The 20,003-nt window shown below is 38.2% G+C and carries 14 protein-coding genes and 1 riboswitch; all 14 genes read left to right on the plus strand.

The genetic code is table 11. The features are described from left to right. The first annotated feature begins 36 nt into the window (after window positions 1-36). The 14 genes from ACWZFG_RS02225 to ACWZFG_RS02290 all read left to right on the plus strand — a co-directional run bounded on the left by ACWZFG_RS02225 (window position 37) and on the right by ACWZFG_RS02290 (window position 19,982). Window positions 37-2,205, plus strand: coding sequence for a methylmalonyl-CoA mutase family protein (locus ACWZFG_RS02225; RefSeq protein WP_177504897.1), 2,169 nt, complete (start codon window positions 37-39; stop codon window positions 2,203-2,205). Continuing rightward, window positions 2,205-4,388, plus strand: a complete 2,184-nt coding sequence (scpA, locus tag ACWZFG_RS02230) for a methylmalonyl-CoA mutase (protein WP_177504898.1) — start codon at window positions 2,205-2,207, stop codon at window positions 4,386-4,388. The genes ACWZFG_RS02225 and scpA overlap by 1 nt, the downstream gene beginning before the upstream one ends. Continuing rightward, window positions 4,381-5,511: a methylmalonyl Co-A mutase-associated GTPase MeaB gene (meaB, locus tag ACWZFG_RS02235; protein ID WP_177504899.1), complete on the plus strand. Its 1,131-nt coding sequence runs from the start codon at window positions 4,381-4,383 to the stop codon at window positions 5,509-5,511. Before scpA ends, meaB begins: the two co-directional genes overlap by 8 nt. Before the next feature lie 241 nt (window positions 5,512-5,752). Next, window positions 5,753-6,385, plus strand: a complete 633-nt coding sequence (locus ACWZFG_RS02240) for a MotA/TolQ/ExbB proton channel family protein (protein WP_177504900.1) — start codon at window positions 5,753-5,755, stop codon at window positions 6,383-6,385. After that, on the plus strand, window positions 6,372-6,782 hold the full coding sequence (locus ACWZFG_RS02245; protein WP_177504901.1) for an ExbD/TolR family protein: 411 nt from the start codon (window positions 6,372-6,374) through the stop codon (window positions 6,780-6,782). Before ACWZFG_RS02240 ends, ACWZFG_RS02245 begins: the two co-directional genes overlap by 14 nt. A 2-nt stretch (window positions 6,783-6,784) precedes the next feature. Continuing rightward, window positions 6,785-7,546 carry a TonB family protein gene (locus ACWZFG_RS02250; protein ID WP_177504902.1) on the plus strand — a complete coding sequence of 254 codons (762 nt, stop codon included), beginning with the start codon at window positions 6,785-6,787 and terminating at the stop codon, window positions 7,544-7,546. Between the two features lie 62 nt (window positions 7,547-7,608). Further along, window positions 7,609-8,568, plus strand: a complete 960-nt coding sequence (locus ACWZFG_RS02255; protein ID WP_177504903.1) for a TIM barrel protein — start codon at window positions 7,609-7,611, stop codon at window positions 8,566-8,568. A 15-nt stretch (window positions 8,569-8,583) separates the two neighbouring features. Then, the gene (locus ACWZFG_RS02260; RefSeq protein WP_177504904.1) at window positions 8,584-9,621 is read left to right on the plus strand and encodes an iron chelate uptake ABC transporter family permease subunit; all 1,038 of its coding nucleotides are present in this window, start codon (window positions 8,584-8,586) and stop codon (window positions 9,619-9,621) included. After that, the gene (locus ACWZFG_RS02265; RefSeq protein WP_455576968.1) at window positions 9,621-10,877 is read left to right on the plus strand and encodes an ABC transporter ATP-binding protein; all 1,257 of its coding nucleotides are present in this window, start codon (window positions 9,621-9,623) and stop codon (window positions 10,875-10,877) included. Before ACWZFG_RS02260 ends, ACWZFG_RS02265 begins: the two co-directional genes overlap by 1 nt. Beyond that, window positions 10,855-11,898: a radical SAM protein gene (locus tag ACWZFG_RS02270; protein WP_455576969.1), complete on the plus strand. Its 1,044-nt coding sequence runs from the start codon at window positions 10,855-10,857 to the stop codon at window positions 11,896-11,898. The genes ACWZFG_RS02265 and ACWZFG_RS02270 overlap by 23 nt, the downstream gene beginning before the upstream one ends. Window positions 11,899-11,972: 74 nt before the next feature. Continuing rightward, window positions 11,973-12,149, plus strand: a riboswitch (cobalamin riboswitch). 130 nt (window positions 12,150-12,279) lie between these two features. Beyond that, the gene (locus tag ACWZFG_RS02275; protein WP_455576970.1) at window positions 12,280-14,202 is read left to right on the plus strand and encodes a TonB-dependent receptor plug domain-containing protein; all 1,923 of its coding nucleotides are present in this window, start codon (window positions 12,280-12,282) and stop codon (window positions 14,200-14,202) included. Between the two features lie 261 nt (window positions 14,203-14,463). After that, window positions 14,464-18,183: a cobaltochelatase subunit CobN gene (gene cobN, locus ACWZFG_RS02280; RefSeq protein WP_455576971.1), complete on the plus strand. Its 3,720-nt coding sequence runs from the start codon at window positions 14,464-14,466 to the stop codon at window positions 18,181-18,183. After that, window positions 18,173-19,177, plus strand: coding sequence for an ABC transporter substrate-binding protein (locus tag ACWZFG_RS02285; protein WP_455576972.1), 1,005 nt, complete (start codon window positions 18,173-18,175; stop codon window positions 19,175-19,177). Before cobN ends, ACWZFG_RS02285 begins: the two co-directional genes overlap by 11 nt. A 34-nt stretch (window positions 19,178-19,211) precedes the next feature. Then, window positions 19,212-19,982 carry a carbon-nitrogen hydrolase family protein gene (locus ACWZFG_RS02290; RefSeq protein ID WP_455576973.1) on the plus strand — a complete coding sequence of 257 codons (771 nt, stop codon included), beginning with the start codon at window positions 19,212-19,214 and terminating at the stop codon, window positions 19,980-19,982. The last annotated feature ends 21 nt before the right edge of the window (window positions 19,983-20,003 follow it).

Raw genomic sequence — 20,003 nt, forward strand, 5'->3', positions numbered from 1 at the left:
TAAGTTATCAGTGCACTGAGGGAAAGGATTAGGAATATGAAACAAGCAGAAGAAAAAGAGCTACAAGAAACCGAGCTTCCTATGGTTAGCCTTGATGAGTTTGTTGCTCCTGATTATGAGGAGTGGAAACAAGAAGCAATTGCAACGCTAAAAGGTGGCAGTTTCGAGAAAAAATTGTTTACGAAAACCTATGAGGGCATCACTTTAGAGCCAATGTATACGATGGAAATGGCACCGAATCCTGAAGAATTATCAAACTTGCCTGGCATGGAAAATTATATGCGGGGAACACATGAGGGGGGCTATATAACAAAGCCTTGGCTTATTGCGCAACAAATGGATGATGTTATTCCAGCAAAATTAAACAAATTAATTAAACATGAGTTGGAAAAAGGTGCAACTGCCATCAATATTAAACTTGATGCACTTACAAAACAAGGACAAAATGGTGATAAGATTGACAAGCAAATTCAAAAGGGTGGTGTATCAATCAGTACGATTCAAGATATGTACGAAGTTTTTGCTGGATTGGATTTGAGAAAGTATCAATTATATGTCAATTGTGGTGCAAATAATAGCTTGATGATTAGTATGCTCAGTGCAATGTTAAAAGCGAATTCTCAGAAACTTACTGATGTACATGGCTGTATTGGTGCTGATCCAATTGGTGTATTGGTAGCAAAAGGGGAGTTATCTGCATCGTTAGATGATTTATTCGATGAACTTGCAAAAACAGTGAAATGGACAGAAAAAAATGTGCCAGAGTTAAGAACGATTATCTTGGATGGGCAAGTGTATAGCGATGGTGGAGCTAGTGCTGTTCAAGAATTAGGTTATGTTTTGGCTACGGCGATTACTTATATTCGTGAATTACAAAAACGTGGACTAGAGATAAATACAATTGCAAAACAAATGCAATTTACTTTTTCCTTAGGTGCAATGTTCTTTATGGAAATTGCAAAACTTAGAGCAGCAAGACAGTTATGGTCTAAAGTTGTTGAAAGTTTTGGCGGTGATAAAGAAGCACAAAAAATGATTATTCATGCATGTACTGCGAACTTTAATAAAACAGTATATGATCCATATGTAAATATGCTTAGAACAACAACAGAAGCCTTCTCTGCGGTTGTTGGTGGGATTGATAGTTTAGAAGTACAGCCTTTTGATTCAGCGATTCGTTTAGGTGATGAGTTTTCTAGACGTATTGCAAGAAACACGCAGATTATGTTACAAAACGAATGTAATTTATGTCAACCGGTCGATCCGGCAGGTGGATCCTGGTATATCGAGTCTTTAACAAAACAAGTAGCTGAGAAGTCATGGCAAGTAATGCAACAGGTTGAAGTTGACGGTGGCATGATTGCAGCGTTAAAGGCTGGAAAAGTACAAGGCGATGTAAAAGATGTGTTGATGCAGCGCTTCAAAAAATTAGCACAACGTGCAGACCGTGCTGTTGGTGTAAATATGTATGCGAATGTGCTAGAAGAATTGCTAGAGAAAAATGAACTTGATGTAGCTGCGATAAAAGAAACACGGACAAAGCAAATTAACGATTTTGTTAATGATGTTGATGAAAAATTCCGTGATGAAAAATTATTACAGTTAAGACAAAGCATACAAAACAAGTCAGATGATTTCATCAATGTATTAGAAGCTGCATTTAGTGCGGGAGCAACGCTTGAGGATGCAAGAAATATTTTATATGAAAATAGCGATGGTGAAAGCATTGCTTGTATGGTAGAGAAACATCGTTTTACAGAGCAGTTTGAACAGTTACGTGATAAAGCAAAAGCATATGAAGCCGAGCATGGCGAAAAATTAAAAATCTTTTTAGCGAACATGGGGAAAATACCGCAACATAAACCTAGAGCTGACTTTAGTACGGGGTTCTTCGAAGTAGGTGGCTTTGAGGTACTTAAAAATGATGGATTTATGACAACCGATGAGGCTGCCGAGGCAGCGGTAAAATCAGGTGCGTTGGTTGCAATTATCTGTTCAACCGATGATACGTATCCAGAACTTGTTCCACCAGTTGCGAAAAAAATAAAAGCTGAAAAGCCAGAAATGATTGTTATGCTTGCTGGCGCACCAGCACCAGAATATGAAGCATCTTATCGTGAAGCAGGAGTTGAGGAATTTATTCATGTTCGGGCAAATTGCTATAATATCTTGACTTGGCTACAACAACAAGGAGGGATAAAATAATGCAACCTGATTTTACAAAAATGGCTTTTCAAGGACAGGCAAAACAAGAGAGTTTTGCTGAATGGAAAGATAGATTAGAAGCACAAACGGGGTGTAGTGTTAAAGAATTGTATCAACGGACGATGGAACAAATTGATTTAAAACCGCTATATACGAGAAGTGATTTAGCAGGGATGAATCATTTACATTATGTCGCAGGGATTCCACCATTTCTGCGTGGCCCTTATCCAACAATGTATGTAACTCGTCCGTGGACAGTTCGCCAATATGCAGGGTTTTCTACGGCGGAAGAAAGTAATGCGTTTTATCGTCGTAACTTAGCAGCTGGGCAGAAAGGTTTGTCTATCGCTTTTGACTTGGCAACACATCGTGGCTATGATTCCGATCATCCACGCGTTGTTGGTGATGTTGGTAAAGCAGGGGTTGCTGTTGATTCAATCCTTGACATGGAAATTTTATTTTCGGGAATTCCATTAGATAAAATGTCAGTATCAATGACAATGAATGGAGCGGTGCTTCCGGTACTAGCATTCTATATTGTTGCAGCAGAAGAACAAGGGGTAAAACAAGAAGTTTTAGCTGGTACAATCCAAAATGATATATTAAAAGAATTCATGGTGCGTAATACGTACATTTATCCGCCAGCAGCATCGATGCGGATTATCGGCGATATTTTTGCTTATACTTCGCAATTTATGCCGAAGTTTAACAGTATTAGTATCTCGGGTTATCACATGCAGGAGGCTGGAGCGACAGCGGATATTGAACTTGGTTATACGCTTGCCGATGGGCTTGAATATATTAGAACAGGAGTAAATGCTGGATTAAGTGTGGATGCATTTGCACCACGCTTATCCTTCTTTTGGGCAATGGGAAAAAATTACTTTATGGAAGTTGCTAAGATGCGTGCTGGACGTTTGCTATGGGCAAAGATTATTAAACAATTTAATCCGCAAAAAACAAAATCCATGGCACTTAGAACACATTCGCAAACTTCTGGTTGGAGCTTAACTGAGCAAGATCCATTTAATAATGTTGTTCGGACATGTATTGAGGCGATGGCAGCAGCACTTGGACATACACAATCATTGCATACGAATGCACTTGATGAAGCAATTGCCTTACCAACAGATTTCTCGGCACGTATTGCTCGTAACACACAATTATATTTACAAGATGAAACAAAAATTTGTAAAGTTGTGGATCCGTGGGGCGGTTCCTATTATGTAGAGGCATTAACACAAGAACTGGTAAAAAGCGCTTGGGCACATATTCAAGAAGTTGAAGCACTTGGTGGTATGGCAAAAGCAATTGATACAGGTTTGCCAAAAATGAGAATCGAAGAAGCGGCAGCACGTAGACAGGCGCATATTGATTCGCGCGATGAAATGATTGTTGGCGTAAATAAATATCGTTTAGATAAAGAAGATCCATTGGATATTCTTGATGTTGATAATGTAGCAGTACGTCAGGCACAGATTCGTCGTTTAGAAAAATTACGATCAAATCGTGATAATGATAAAGTACAATCTTGTTTAGAAGCAATTACAAAATCCGTAGAAACAGGGGAAGGAAACTTATTAGCATTGGCAGTAGATGCAGCTCGCGCAAGAGCGAGCCTTGGTGAAATTTCCGATGCAGTAGAAAAAGTTTCTGGACGGCATAAAGCCATTATTCGTTCAATTTCTGGAGTATATAGCAGTGAATTTGCTGATGAAGATGAAATTAAACGCGTTCGCAAAATGACAGATGAATTTGAAGATGCAGAAGGTCGTCGTCCGAGAATCATGATTGCAAAAATGGGGCAAGATGGCCATGACCGTGGAGCAAAAGTAATTGCAACAGCCTTTGCGGATTTAGGATTTGATGTTGATATCGGACCATTATTCCAAACACCAGAGGAAACTGCACAAGATGCGGTGGATAACGATGTCCATGTTGTGGGAATGAGTTCGCTCGCCGCAGGGCATAAAACTCTATTGCCACAATTGATAGAGGAATTAAAAAAACGTGGACGTGAAGATATTATGGTAGTTATTGGCGGTGTTATTCCAGCTCAAGATTATGATTTCTTGCGTGAACATGGTGCCGCAGCAATATTTGGACCGGGGACAATTATTCCGATTGCAGCCGGAAAAGTCCTTGAAGAATTGAAAAAACGCTTGAATTGGGATCATGAGTAATTCAACTTATCGACCTGATTGGCAACCTGAGTGTGCCGGCAGTGAATTTGCCTGCCGTGTGATGACTGGGGTTAATGGTGGGCACGACGGAATGACAAAGAAGACTGCCCCGTTAGAAAAAACAGCTGCAAGTGGGGTGAAACGTCCAAGGCTCACAGTCGATGATTATGTGCAAGGTGTTTTAGCTGGTGACAGAATGTTATTATCAAGGGCGATTACTCTAATCGAAAGCAATTCGCTCAAGCATATGGTGCTAGCGCAGCAAGTATTGCAAAAATTATTACCGCATACAGGGAACTCAATTCGTGTTGGAATTACTGGTGTGCCTGGTGCTGGGAAGAGTACATTTATTGAAGCGCTTGGTTCAAAATTGTGTGGGTGCGGACATAAAGTCGCAGTACTGGCGGTTGACCCAAGTAGCAGTATTACAAAGGGCAGTATTTTAGGTGATAAAACGCGGATGGAGAATTTGTCAAAGGAACCAAATGCATTTATTAGACCATCACCGTCGAGTTGCACATTAGGCGGAGTTACGAAAAAAAGTAGAGAAACTTTACTTTTATGTGAGGCCGCTGGCTATGATATTATTTTGGTAGAAACCGTTGGAGTTGGACAAAGTGAAATCACTGTCCGCTCTATGGTTGATTTCTTCTTACTTGTTGTTTTAACAGGGGCAGGAGATGAATTACAGGGGATGAAAAAAGGTGTCATGGAAATTGCCGATGCAATTTTGATTAATAAGGCTGATGGCGATAATAAGCAGAAAGCCCAAATGGTCAAAGTGGAGTATGAGCGTATTCTTCATTATTTACGACAGGCTACCGAAGGCTGGCAAACACGTGCACACACTTGTTCCTCACTTACGGGAGAGGGGATTGACGATTTGTGGCATGTTATCGATAAGTTTAAAGAAACGGTGACCACGAGTGGAATCTTTACTTCACGCCGTAAGGAACAAACTTTAGCATGGGTATATTCAATGGTTGAAGAAAATTTGCATAATCGCTTTTATCAAAATGAGCGGGTAAGAGAATGCCGCAGTCACATTGACAAACAAGTGGCTGAAGGTAAAATTTCAGCAACTATGGCAATGCAGCGGTTGCTTGCCGCTTATGAAGAATAAGTGGCAGAAAAGAGATATCCGCAAACCGGCTTCCTATATCATAACCCTAAAAGTTACTTTATAAGTATTTGACTCTCTTTTAGTGATTGCTCATCATTAGGTGCACACACGTCGGTTTGCGTTATCTATATAACTATTAAATTCCCATCAATGGTGATGCGATTTTCGCATCACCATAGTTTGTGTTTAATAGGTAAAGGAAAATACTTGATATTTTATAAATGAGCTAAGGAGGATTAACATGGATTTTATTGTACAAGGGGTAGAGTTTTTCCACAAAGGTGGATTCGTTATGTATATACTCTTAATTTGCTCTATTTTTGTTGTGACGATCGGGGTTGAAAGGGGTTTTTATTTTAGGAGATCAGATTCAGGACGCAAATTTGCAATTGAGTTTTGTGAGCTCATGTCAGAAGATAATTCTTCAGAAGCAAAGAAATTAGCAGATGCTACAAATGGGGATTTAGCAGATATTTTATATCAAGCGATGGGGAAACAAACCAAAAATCAGGAAAAAATAGCTTCCTATTTAGAAATTCAATCTGGAATTGCATTATCGAAAATGCGTAAGCGTTTATATTATTTAAATGTAATTGTTACGATGGCACCACTTTTGGGATTATTGGGTACAATTAGTGGGATGATTTCAGCATTTAGTATTTTTAATCTTGAATCTGGGCAAGCCATGGCAATTACAGGTGGTGTTGGTGAAGCCTTGATTGCTACAGCTATGGGGCTATGTGTGGCGATTATTGCTTTAGCTGTACATTCTTATTTCGCGCAACGTTTAGAAAATGTTGTAACGGATATGGAGCAATGCTTTTCAGTAGTAGAGGCATATAAAGAGCAGGTGATACATCGTGCGACTGCGTGATCGACGTTCTTTTGCGAAACCAGAAGTTATGATTATTCCAATGATCGATATTATGTTCTTTTTATTAGTATTTTTTATGCTGAGTACATTATATATGGTCGATTTAAAAACTGTAGCAGTAAATATGCCAAAAGCGCAGCACGCAGAAATGCAAACAAATGTGAATTATTTAGTTACGATGAAAAAAGATGGTTCTTTGTGGCTTGAAGATCAACAAATTGATGAAAAGACATTGATTGCACAAGCGAAGGCAGAAAATAAGAAAAATCCTAAGTTTGCAGTGGTGCTGCGCGCTGATCAGGATATTGATTATGGAAAAGTTATTGTATTTTTAGATCAATTGAAAGGTGCAGGATTAACACGATTTGGTCTGGCCGCTGAATCTGGGAGGAGCTAATCATGCATAAACAATCCAAAGAAGAACGTTTGTCCTTAGGAATATCGCTGTTTTTACATATTATTGTATTTGTTTTCGTTGCATCCACGGGACTTTTTATGCGCATGGATAGCAGCGCAGCTAAGATCGTTGATGTAACTGTTTATGAAGATGTTGGCGGCGGTGAATCTGGCGGCGGTGATGATGGAGCTGCAGCGTCAGAGGTTGCTGAACCAGCAGTAGAAGACATCGTGTTAAAAAATGATACAAATATTCCACCAGTGACAAAACAGTATATAGAAGAAAGAAAACAACATATTGAAAAAAGTACGACAAATCAAGCAATTACGAACCATGGAAATAATACGAGCGGTTCAACTGTTGGAAATGGACAGGGAAGCAATGGTGAAGGTTCTGGAAATGGACAAGGAACGGGAAGCGGAAATGATAATGGAACGGGAAGTGGCAGTGAAAATGGCAATGGTGACGGTAATGGGGACGCATTAAAACCCAAAACACCACCACAATTAATTTCAGATGCTGCGCCGAATTATCCGAAAAAGCTACAACGACAAGGAATTGAAGGAGCGGTAAAGGTTAAAATTCTAGTTGGAGCGGATGGAAATGCGGAAAGTGTAGAGGTTGCTTCTTCCTCAGGATATGAAGCATTTGATAACGAAGCAGTAAAAACAGCATATCGCTTATCATTTTCACCAGCAAAAAATGTCTATGGTGATGCCGTTCGGTGTTATATTTATAGAAAATTTAGTTTTACGATTACTTAAAGTATGCTAAAGAAGAAACCTTTTCTTGATAGATTGAAAGGGATTGGTTGAAAGAGGTTACTATGATTGAATTAGTGAACTTATCAAATTACTCCATGGATAATAATTTGATTCAAAACGATGCGAAGGCGTTAGAAAAATTTCTGAAAAAAAATAGCTTAGATGGTATTGAAATGATGCTTTGGGAACCGTGGGATTCTAATTTGCATCCGGAAAAATTTATTTATGGTGTGCATTTACGGTTTTGGAGTGATTGGTTAGATTTTTGGCTAGGAAATTCACAAGGCTTGAAATTAAGTTTCCCAAATACGGATGCGATTAAATCTTGTTTTGGTGGTTTGACGCGAAATGATTGGTTAGCTTTATATAAAGAGAATATTTCAGCAGCAATAAAAATGAATCCTAAATATCTTGTTTTTCATGTTAGTCAGGCAAGAAAAGAGGAACTTTATCATTGGAAGTTTCATTATAAAGATAATATGGTTATTGAAGCGATCATTGAACTTGTGAATGATCTTTCAGATGTGATTCCAGAAGGTGTAACTTTGTTATTTGAGAATTTATGGTGGCCGGGCTTAACTTTGTTAGATAGAAATATCGTAGAAAAACTAATGGCTGGAATTCAGCATAAAAATAAAGGGATTATGCTGGATACGGGACACTTGATGAACACAAATCAAAACCTAGTGACGCAAGAAGATGGTGTAGAGTATATTTTGCAAGTTCTGAATAATTTGGGAGCAGAAAGCAGATATATAAAAGGAATTCATCTACATTATTCATTATCGGGAGAGTATGTCAAAAAGATTAGACAAGAAAACATTACTCGTGATTATTCTATAGGCAATATTATGGAACATGTACTAAAGATTGATGAACATCTTCCGTTTACTACACAAACGGTGCAAAAAATTGTGGAAAAGATACAGCCTAAATATCTTGTGCATGAATTTATGCAGACATCAACTTTGGATTGGCAAACTAAAGTAAGAACACAGCAACGTGCGTTGAGAAAATTTTAAATAAAAGGATATGCTATGAACGCTTTGAATAAAAAAATTATCATTTTAATTGTTTTAGTCGCTTTATTTTTGCTTACTTTTGCAATGTCCTTAAGTTTTGGGCAAATTCAGATTCCTTTTTTATCTATCGTAAATATTCTTACTGACCAATTAAATTTGCCAATACTAACGAATGCCGTTCCAACAGCTGAGGATACCGCTGTTGTTTGGCATATTAGAATGCCTAGAACGCTTGTTGGCATTTTAGTCGGGGCGGCGTTAGCTGTAACGGGTGCAGTAATGCAGGGCGTTTTTGGAAATCCATTGGCAGAGCCAGGGATTATTGGTGTGTCGAGTGGAGCTGCACTGGGAGCTGTATTAGCTATTTCTACAGGACTGACTGCTGTAGGCATGTTTTATATGCCTCTTTTTGCATTTATCGGATCTTTGGCAACCGTTGCTTTAACGATTTTTCTTGCAATGCGCAATGGAAAAATTCCCGTTATGGTATTATTGCTGGCCGGTGTTGCTGTCAGCATTTTTTTAGGAGCGTTGACTTCGGGAATCTTAACTTTTATGAATGAATATAAATTGCGGGAATTTTTATTTTGGACGGTTGGCGGATTAGATTATAGACGCTGGGAACATGTGTATTTGGCAGTTGGTCCAATTGTGCTTGGTATTATTATTTTATGTTTATTAGCTAGACATTTGAATATTCTTGTTCTTGGTGAGGAAGAAGCGCGCTCTGTCGGTATGTCGGTAGCCAAATTGAGAATGCTTTTATTATTCATTGCTTCACTAACGACAGCTACTGCAGTATGTGTCAGTGGTAGTATAAGCTTTGTTGGGTTAGTAGTGCCACATATTATGAGGATTATCTTAGGAGCAGAACACCGGATTTTATTACCAGCCTGTGCCTTAGCTGGAGGGACTTTTCTATTAGGGTGTGATACGGTGGGAAGATTGATTGCGCAGCCAGCGGAGATTCGCGTGGGTGTAATGACTGCTTTAATGGGTGCACCATACTTTTTGTTTTTACTTAGACGGGCGCAGCGGAAGGGGCAGCTATAATGAAACAACCTATACTGATTGCAGAAAATGTTGGATTAGCGATAGACAATTATACTATATTACAGGACATTAATTTTACAGTAAATCCGGGAGAGTTTGTTGGTATTATTGGACCCAATGGCGCAGGTAAAAGTACGTTGCTAAAAAGTTTACGGGGAATTCATTCAGCAATAGGAACCATCGAAATATTTGGGGAAAATCTGCATACATTATCTGAAAAGCAGATTGCGCGTAAAGTTGCTTATATGCAGCAGGAAATTAATACAGGATTCGGATTTTCAGCAAAACAGGTTGTTTTAGCAGGACGATATCCTTATTTGGAATGGTGGCAGAATGAAAGTGAAGAGGACTATGCAATTGCTGGAAAATATATGAAATTTACAGGCGTCTCTCATTTAGCGGATAAGGATATTAATCATATGTCAGGTGGGGAAAAACAGCGTGTATTATTAGCAAAGGTTCTTACACAAGAAACGGATTTGATTTTTCTTGATGAGCCTACGGCTAGTCTCGATTTAACGTATCAAGAAGAGATTTTTCGTCAGTGCAAAGAGCTTTGTCGTCAGGGAAAAACTATTTTGATTGTTGTTCATGACATTCGCTTGGCGGCAAAATTTTGTTCTCGATTAATTTTACTGAATAAAGGTAACGTTTTAGCGGATGGATTACCAGAAGAAGTAATCACTACTGGTAATTTACATCAAGCGTATCAGATGAATGCAGCAGTGTTTAATAATTATGTATCGGGATTGCTTGATATCTATACTTATCATAAAGAGAACAGAAATGATAGCAAGCAACGGATTCACATTATTAGTGGAGGCGGGATTGCTTCGGATTTAATAAGAAAGTTATATGAACAGCACTATAAGATTAGTACGGGGGTATTATCAACTGGAGATGGAGACGCAATTGTAGCGTCTGCATTTAATGCAAAGGTGATTTATAAGGAAGCTTTTGCTCCTATCGATGAATCAAATAGTGAGGAAAATCGCGTGTTAATTGGTCATGCAACCTTTACAGTACTTTGTAATATTGCCTATGGAATAAATAATTTAATGAACTTAAAAGATGCATTTATTGCAAAACAATTGATTGTTTTGGAGGATACACCGATTGAAGAACGTGATTATACAAATGGGGAAGCAAAACGCTTATACGATGTATTAATACGGCAATCACAAGTAAAAGTAATGACAACAAATGAATTTATGCATTTAATGGAGCAGAAAAATGGGGTTTTTAAATCAATTTGAAACATCGACAAAGATGCTATTACTTAGTTTAACCGGTACTTGTAATTTATCATGTAAGTATTGCTATGCAAATGAACATGCTGCTGATTTTATGTCAGTTGAGACAGCGATTCAAGCAGTAGATATTGCTGCAAGAAGTAAGGAGAAGTTTATCCTTCAATTTAGTGGTGGAGAACCGCTGCTGAATTTTCCAGTCATTCAAGCGGTGATTGAATATGTTCAGGAAAATAAAATTCCTGCATTAATGCAGGTGCAAACAAATGGAACGTTAATTACTGAGAAAATCGCGAAAATCTTAAAAAAAGGAAAAGTTGCAATTGGCGTTAGCATAGATGGGAGAACACAGGAAAATGATAGGCAGAGATGTTTTCCAAATGGTAGTGGATGTATGCAGGCGATTTTAAATGGAATTGAAATTTTGAAACATCATTCTATCCAAATCGGTGTGACTTGTGTTGTGACAGCTCAAAATGTAAATAAATTAACAGGGATTGTAGAGCTTGCCTATTACCTTGGAAATGTAAGGCGAATTGGGTTTGATTTACTAAGAGGACAAGGACGCGGTGCAGAGATAAAAGCGGCAGAACCTCAAGACGTAAAAGCTGGATTAGAGAAAGCGTTTACCTTAGCTGAAAAGCTTGAAGAACTAACAGGACGTAAAATATTGTTTGCGCAGTTAGAGCGCGTGGAAAAATTAAAAAAAGGCAGCTTAACGACCTTTGCGCATTGCCATGCGATGAATGGTGCTGCAATTTATGTTGATGCAACTGGAGATATCTATGCTTGTGCTTCATTGGTTGGTAATCCTGACTTTTATATTGGAAATATTAAAACGGGTGTGGATAGACAAAAACAAGCCAAGGTTGCAGAGTTAATAAAAAATAGTTTGCATTTTTGCTTAGAGTGCAATGATTTTTCGTTGTGTGGCGGGGGTTGTTTTGCTAGATGGTATGGTAGCAAAACAAAAATGGCATATCCTTCGGAATGTAGTTTGAAGCGGACAGCAATTCATTGTAGTTAATTGGAGAAAAATATAAATTTATGCTTTTAAAAGCTTGACTATATAGCCACTATATAGTTTATGATGAAAAACGAATTTCATAATCGCGCAATAGGTGCCAAAAGGGCTTAATAGGGAAATCGGTGTAAATCCGGTACGGTCCCGCCGCTGTAAAGAGGAGCAACTCCAAATATGTCACTGAGAGAAATCTTGGGAAGGCTGGAGAAGTGATGAATCTGAGTCAGAAGAACTGCCGTTGCATGATCATACCGTTAGACCTGCGAGCGACAGGGATGGGAGATATACAGTGAATACTGTTTATTTTGCATGAAAACTCTGTACGCAAATCGCGTGACAGAGTTTTTTATTATTTTCTATTAATTATTTTTGGAGGAATCTACAATGAAAAGGGATTTTTTACGAAAAAGAACAATTTTAGCCGCGATTGCTTGTACTACATTTGTTTCGTTAGCATTGCCAAGTGTAGAAGCCGCTACCTTAGATGAATATACGCTAGACAATGTTGTTGTTACAGCATCTAAAATGGAACAGAGTGCTTTTAAAGCACCTGCAAATATCAATGTTGTTACGCGTGAAATGTTAGAAAAAAATCATTATGCAAACTTAACGGATGTGCTTAGAGATGTTCCAGGTGTTACTATTCAAAACTATGGAAACGGTGGCGGAAATTATACTTCAAACAGTATTTATATTAATGGAACAAAAAATATTGTAGTTCTTATTGATGGAATGAGAGTAAATACAAATGGTAGTACTTTCTCAAAATTTAATGCTTCAGAAGTAGTAGATATGGATACCATTGAACGAATTGAAATATTAAAAGGTTCAGCATCAACACTTTATGGTTCAGATGCCTCTGGCGGTGTAATTAATATTATTACACGCAAAGTCTCTGCAGGTGATAATAAAACTTCCTTAGAAATTACAGGTGGCAGTTTTGGTAAGGAACAATATAGTTTTTTGAATACGGGAAGAACGGATGACAATGTTTATTGGATGCTTGCTGCGCAAAAAGATATTAGTGGTGATTTTAAGGATGGGCGCAGCAATACAATTCAAAATGAAGTAAATGCAAACGATTTTAATTTTAAAATCGGCAAAGATTTTGATGAAGATACTTCGCTAGTATTTACTTACGAATCTTATCAATCGGATTATTTACGCCCGAAAAATGGCGGTCTTCATGAAACGAAAATTAGTGAAGGTGAAAAAGACCAAAAGAGATTGAGTATTTTATCCACAAATCGTATTTCTGAAAAAGCAGTAAATCAGATTTCGTTATATCAAAATAAAAACTATCTTAACGATAACTATAATGATCCAATGAACGTATGGTTAATGGATTTAGAGACTTCTGGGATCAGTGACCAGGTAACTTATACAACAGAGAATCACACCTTAGTAGGCGGCTTTGATTTTTATCAAGATAAGATCAAGAATTATTCTAGTACAAGTTATGGTTATACAGATGCTTGGCGAGATCGAACGATTACAAATCGTGCCTTTTATTTGCAAGATGCTTGGCATATGAATAATGAATGGACATTAACGACGGGGATTCGGACAGACAATCATTCCGTATATGGACACCACAATACGCCAAGTGTTGTATTAGGTTATGAAGCGAGTGACAATACAAATTACTATATGAGTTATAAGGAATTCTTTATATCGCCAAATCAATATCAGTTATATTCCTCTTACGGAAGTTTAAATTTAGAACCGGAAACAGGAAAAACAATAGAATTTGGTGTGAATCACAAATTTGATAAAACCTTCACGGGTAGTTTCAATATATTTAAGCGAGAAGCAGAAAATATGATCGGATTTAATTCGGACACCTATAAATATTACAATGTTGGGGAAGAAAGTGCCCGTGGCTGGGATGTTCAGTTAACAAAGCAATTTAATGATAATTTTAGTGCCAATGTAGGCTATACGCATTTGTATATTGATCCGGAAAATGCATCTTCAAATCCAAATCGGAATGGATATTTACCGCGCGGTGCTTGGAACCTCGGGATGAAATACGAAAAGGATCAATTTGATATGCAGCTTAACGGCAGAGGCATTATTGATAGAGAAGGGCGCAAAGGGAAAAATATAGCCGATGAATTTACCTCTTTCTGGATTTGGGATGCAGCAATCAATTATCAATTCGAAGACAATGCAAAAGCGTTTATTCGTGTGAATAATATCTTTGATAAATTCTATACAGATCAATGTTATGATATGGATCCAGATGGTAGTTGGTATTCAGCACCAGGGCGTAACTTCCAAGTTGGAGTTCAATATTCATTCTAATCATCAATTCGCACTTTATGATGAAAGCAATAGGGCTGATAACAGCCCTATTTTTCTAATATAAACAAGGCTGTTTCAGTAGGAGGCTCAACTCCCACTGAAATCAGACGCGTAATTCAGGGGCTTACGAGGTCTTTACTTCCGCTTAAAGAAGCGAGGATATTATAAGCAGAGAACCAAAATCTTCGATTTTGTGTGAATCGCTTATTTCGATAGATGACCCCGGTAGCCGTCGATAAATGAGCAATGGAGTAAAAGAATATGAGCAAAATATTATTTATCACCAATATGGAACATCATGAGAGGGGAATGAAAGCAGCTAAGCTTCTTGCTGAGAAAACAAATCAGTTAAATGATGCTTTTGAGCAATTGCAGATAAAAGATAGTGAAATCTGGAATCAACGCTGGGAAGAGAAGCTTTGCGCGTGTGAGTTTGTTTTAGTGTCATGGATGGGGACGGGATTATGCTGTGACTTTTTAAAAAAATCTTCAATCTATATGCAGAAAAACCACATTTACCATCTTTATCACATCATGGATGCTGGTGACGATGTACTGGATTTAGGCTTAACTCCCGAAGAAAAAAATACAATTTTTAAATATTTTAGTTATGGCGGCTTAGAGAATTTCTCGAATTTATGGCTTTGGCTTGCAAAAACATTTTGTAAAAAAAATTGTCAAGTAGAAGAACCAAAACAAATGCCATGGGCAGGGGTATATCATCCTAATTATCCGGATGAAACCTTAAGTATTGAGGAGTATTTGGAAAAGAAGCAATCACTCAATAAGCCGATCATTGGTATGATTTTTTCGCGGGAAGATTGGTTATGGCAGAACTTAGCTTATCCAAATCAAGTAATTGCTGAAATTGAAAGGCAAGGATTTATTCCACTTGTGATTTTTACGACAACAATGGCGAATGAAGAAACAGGGGCGGTTAACTTACAAACCAATATAGAAAAGTTTTTTTATCAAAATGGACACCCTATAATTGACGTGTTAATTAACAATTTTGTTTTTTCTTTGACGGTTACGGGATTTGTTGCATTAGAAGCATTAAAAAAATTAAATGTTCCAATCTTACAAGCATACCATTTATATAATACGTATCAATGGTGGAAGAATAGCTTTGTAGGAATGTCGGCAAATGAATTATCCTATGCGATTGCATTGCCTGAATTTGATGGAATTATTCATAGTGTACCAGTCGCAACACAAGAAGAATTAGAGGATGGGACACATACAAAATGCATATTAGGAGAACGAATTGAGCGGTTAATACAAAAGGCTGGAAAATGGGCTAAATTAAATAAAAAGCAGAACAAAGAAAAGAAAGTTGCAATCATATTTCATAATTATCCGCCAACAAATTCAAACATCGGAAGTGCAGCAAGTCTTGATTCTATTGAAAGTATTCGCCTGTTATTAAAAAGGTTGAAAGATGATGGCTATCAGGTAGATCGTTTGCCTGTAAGTCGCGAAGAATTTATTGCGGATCTAACAAGTCATGCCACCAATGATCGGCGGTTTATTTCAGAAAAACAAATTTTAGAAGCTGACGGGAAATTAACAAAAGAACAATATCAAGCTTATTTTGAAACTCTGCCACAAGAGACAAAAAAACAGTTGCTTCATGATTGGGGAGAAGTGCCAGGCGAAGTATTTTATTATGAGGATACTTTGCTGATTCCGGGGATGAAAAATGGGAATGTTTATATTACGGTACAACCTCCACGTGGATTTGGCGAGGATCCGGCCAAAATTTATCATTCGCCGGATTGTGCGCCAACACATCATTATCTAGCCTTTTATCATTGGATACAAGAGATTTGGCAAGCGGATGCAATGATTCATGTAGGGACGCATGGAAATTTAGAATGGCTTCCGGGCAAAGGCGTAGCGATGTCAAACGCTTGCTATCCTGACATTGCTACGGGAAATATGCCGAATATTTATCATTATTGGATTACCTGTGTTGGCGAAGGAATTCAGGCAAAAAGGCGTAGTGCCGCATGTTTAATCAGTTATTTATCTGCACCGATGACCGTTGCCGGAGTGTATGAAGAGTTAGAAGAGCTAGAAAAACTGTTAGAAGAATATATTCATTTTCAAAAGGATATGGCTGCCGAGCAGAATAAAACGATATTGGAAGATTTAATTAGGCAAAAAGCAGCTGAGTGCAAGATTGAAGAAATTGTTGACCATGGTGATTTTAATGATTATCTTGGGCAATTGCACGTTTTTATTACGGATATAAAAAATATGCAGATTCATAATGGATTGCATATTTTGGGTTGCCCTCCAGAGGGGGATGAACTGATTGAGTATTTGTTAGAATTGACACGGTTAGAAAATGGCGGGATTCCATCGCTGACAAAAACAATTGCGGCCGTGATTTATGGATACGATTATTACGTCTTGTTAGAAAATAGCGGTACGTTACTTCCCGATGGAAGTAAGACTTATGGCATTTTATTAGATGAAATTCGGCAAAAGTGTCGTGAAGTTATTGTGCTCTTGTATCAACAGCAGTTTGAGGTAGAACAAGCAGAACGAATCTTCCATTTATCCTGGACGGAAAAATTAACTGAGCAAGAGCGTACAGAATTGTTAAAAGTAGCTAGATATATTTGTCAGCATATTGCACCAAGTCTACTTTTGACGACGTTAGAAATTGAAAATACCCTGCGAGCACTAAATGGTGCTTATATTGAGCCAAGTGCATCTGGAGCTCCAACGAGCGGTGGTGCGGATTTATTACCGACAGGAAGAAACTTTTATAGTGTTGATCCCAAAACTCTCCCTACAGAGGCGGCTTGGAAAATCGGTAAGACGATGGCGGATAATGTAATCGAACGTTTTATTAATGAGGAGGGGCATTATCCCGAGAGCGTAGGTATTATTTTGTGGGCAACGAGTAATTTGCGTAATCATGGACAATGTGTTGCAGAATTTTTATACTTAATGGGCTTAAAACCAGTTTGGCAAAGCGGCAGCAAGCGGGTGATTGACTTAGAAATTATTCCGCTAGAAGAGCTAAAAAGACCACGAATCGATGTAACTGGACGGATTAGCGGGCTGTTTCGTGATAGCATGTTAGCTTCCATAGATTGGCTAAATAAAGCAGTAGATATGGTGTCTCAGCTTGATGAAAGTCTTGAACTAAATTATGTTCGCAAACATATTTTAGCGGAAGTTGATGAGTTAGTACAAGAAGGCACAGCGAAAGAACAGGCTTGGCGGCAAGCTTCATATCGAATTTTTGGTGATCCACCAGGCGCGCATGGTGCAGGTGTCGGGGCGGTATTAGAAGCAAAAAATTGGGATAATATTGATGACTTGGCCGATGTGTACGTTCGTTGGGGAGCGCATGCCTATGGCGAGGGTTCAGCAGGTTCGTACTTGACAAAGCTATTTAAAAAGCGTTTAGAAAAGATGGAGATTACCTTGCAGAATGTAGATCATCGCGAGTCTTCTATGTTAGCGGGGGATGATTATAATAATTATCGCGGTGGTATGGTAGCCGCTGTCCGCAGTGTAAGCGGTAAAATGCCACGAAACTATGTAAGCGATAGCTCAGATCGAAAAAAAATTCAGTTGCGAAGTTTAGCGGAAGAGTTAAAACGGTGGTTTAGGGGCGAAGCCATGAATCCTAAATATATTGAAGGAATGAAAAAACATGGCTATAAAGGCGCCGGTGATTTAGCGACTTACGTTGCTGTCAGTTATCAATGGGATGCGACAAGCGATGTTATGGAAGATTGGATGTATGAAAAATACGCAGAAAAATATGCATTTGATGAAGAGATGCAAAAATGGATGCAAGAAGTGAATCCATGGGCATTGCACAGAATTGCTGAGGTGTTATTAGAAGCCGATCAGCGTGGATTATGGAATGCGAAACCAGAGACAAAAGCTGAATTGGAAAAATTATTTTTATCCTTAGAAGGAGATTTGGAAGAAATAAATGATGAAAAATAAATGGAAGCAAAAATATCAAATTGGTTTGATTTTATGCAGTATTTTTATATTCCTCTTATGCTGTGGGTGTGGGAAAAGCACAGAAAGCCAACTTTCTCAAGATGCTTATGAGGTCATGGATAGCCAAGGAACCGTGGTAAAGATTCCGCATAAGCCAAATAAAATTTTAACCTTGTCTATGCATACGGACATTATTGCATTAGGCATGGTGACTACAGATAAAATGGTTGGGGTTAATGCTTTATTAGATGATCCTTATAGCTCTAATATTGTTGAAAAGGCGAAGAAGATTCCCGTAAAAATCAAAGACCCTTCGCCGGAGCAGGTTTTTGCATTAAAACCAGATATCATTATTGCCAGTGGTTGGACACCTGCCGATACCGTATCTTCCTTGAGGGATTTAGGATTTCCGGTCATTGTGACGCCAACTGTTGCTAGCTTGGCTGATACGCAAGCTACGATTAAACTAATTGCGCAATCATTACAAGAGGAAGAAAAAGGCGATTTGATTTTAGCAAAAATGAAGGAGGAGCTTGCAGATATTCAAGCAAAAGTTGAACAAATCCCTGACGATCAGCGAAAAAAAATTGTCTTGGTTTCTTTGATGACGACTTATGGCGGAAGTGGCTGTACCTTTGATGCGATGTGTAATTACGCAGGCGTTATCAATGGCGTAGCGGCAGCCGGAATAAAAAATGGACAAGTGTTAACAAAAGAAATGATCGTAGGAATTAATCCGGATATTTTCTTAATGCCTTCCTATCAAGATCATGGAACTTACGATGTTGGCGAATTTAATCAGGAATATTTAAATGATCCATCACTTCAAACGGTTACTGCAATTAAAAATAATGGCTTGCGTTATCCTAGAGAAGGGTATATTTATAACGCTTCGCAAGATTTTGTCTATGGTGTAAGGGAGATTGCTTATGCCGTTTATGGAGATGCGTTTGCACAACCTGCGAATCAGCATATTTCATTTTCAGGTGAATAATAAGAATTTGTAAAGAAAAAGGATTTTTATGGGGATGAAAATTGCATTATTACATTTAAATTTAAGTGGCGGGCCACAAGAAAAAAATCTAAAGGTTTTATGTAAATCAATAAAAATGGCAGCAAAATCTGGTGCGAAATGGATTCTTACGCCAGAGATGGCATTGCAAGGATACTTTTTTACGCAACTGGATCGAGAATATGTTTGGGAGCAAGAGATCACGAATATTATTCAGCCTGTTTTAGATCTGGCAAAGGAATTACAAGTTACAGTTTTTCTTGGTTGTGGTGAACTCGATCATGAAGATGGGAAAAAATACAATAGCTGTCTGATTATTGATGCAAAAGGAGAAATTATCGACAAACATCGGAAACTTAAAATTGTAGGTTCGACAACGGAGGGTTGGTCAACTGCTGGTAAAAAATTGACTTGTTTGCGTTATGAGGGAGTATCTATAGGAGTGTTGGTTTGTGCCGATGCATGGTATGGAGAAAACGGAGCGCAGCTTGGTGAAATGGGAGCAGAATTAATTCTTGTTATTGCTGCTTGGCCGCCAGGCTGTGGCGGCCCTCCGGAAAAAGCTTGGGAACGCTGCTCTAAAATGAGTGGTGGACGTCCTGTGATTGTTTGCAACCAAACGGGAAATACACGCGGAATGAATTGTTTTATTGCGAAAAGTGCGGCAATTATCGATGGAGAGCTGAAGTTTTCCTATCAAGGGGAAGCTGCAATATTAATGATGGACTTTAATAAAAAGGAAAAAGTATTTACTAGTACGCAGTTTAACATCATTTCATTTACATAAGAGCTTGGATAAGTGTTTTTT

Source organism: Anaerosinus sp. (assembly GCF_965318445.1).

Coding starts and splice junctions, on each gene's coding strand:
- ACWZFG_RS02225 (WP_177504897.1), top strand. CDS start 37: ATGAAACAAGCAGAAGAAAAAGAGCTACAAGAAACCGAGCTTCCTATG.
- scpA (WP_177504898.1), top strand. CDS start 2,205: ATGCAACCTGATTTTACAAAAATGGCTTTTCAAGGACAGGCAAAACAA.
- meaB (WP_177504899.1), top strand. CDS start 4,381: ATGAGTAATTCAACTTATCGACCTGATTGGCAACCTGAGTGTGCCGGC.
- ACWZFG_RS02240 (WP_177504900.1), top strand. CDS start 5,753: ATGGATTTTATTGTACAAGGGGTAGAGTTTTTCCACAAAGGTGGATTC.
- ACWZFG_RS02250 (WP_177504902.1), top strand. CDS start 6,785: ATGCATAAACAATCCAAAGAAGAACGTTTGTCCTTAGGAATATCGCTG.
- ACWZFG_RS02255 (WP_177504903.1), top strand. CDS start 7,609: ATGATTGAATTAGTGAACTTATCAAATTACTCCATGGATAATAATTTG.
- ACWZFG_RS02260 (WP_177504904.1), top strand. CDS start 8,584: ATGAACGCTTTGAATAAAAAAATTATCATTTTAATTGTTTTAGTCGCT.
- ACWZFG_RS02265 (WP_455576968.1), top strand. CDS start 9,621: ATGAAACAACCTATACTGATTGCAGAAAATGTTGGATTAGCGATAGAC.
- ACWZFG_RS02270 (WP_455576969.1), top strand. CDS start 10,855: ATGGGGTTTTTAAATCAATTTGAAACATCGACAAAGATGCTATTACTT.
- ACWZFG_RS02275 (WP_455576970.1), top strand. CDS start 12,280: ATGAAAAGGGATTTTTTACGAAAAAGAACAATTTTAGCCGCGATTGCT.
- cobN (WP_455576971.1), top strand. CDS start 14,464: ATGAGCAAAATATTATTTATCACCAATATGGAACATCATGAGAGGGGA.
- ACWZFG_RS02285 (WP_455576972.1), top strand. CDS start 18,173: ATGAAAAATAAATGGAAGCAAAAATATCAAATTGGTTTGATTTTATGC.
- ACWZFG_RS02290 (WP_455576973.1), top strand. CDS start 19,212: ATGAAAATTGCATTATTACATTTAAATTTAAGTGGCGGGCCACAAGAA.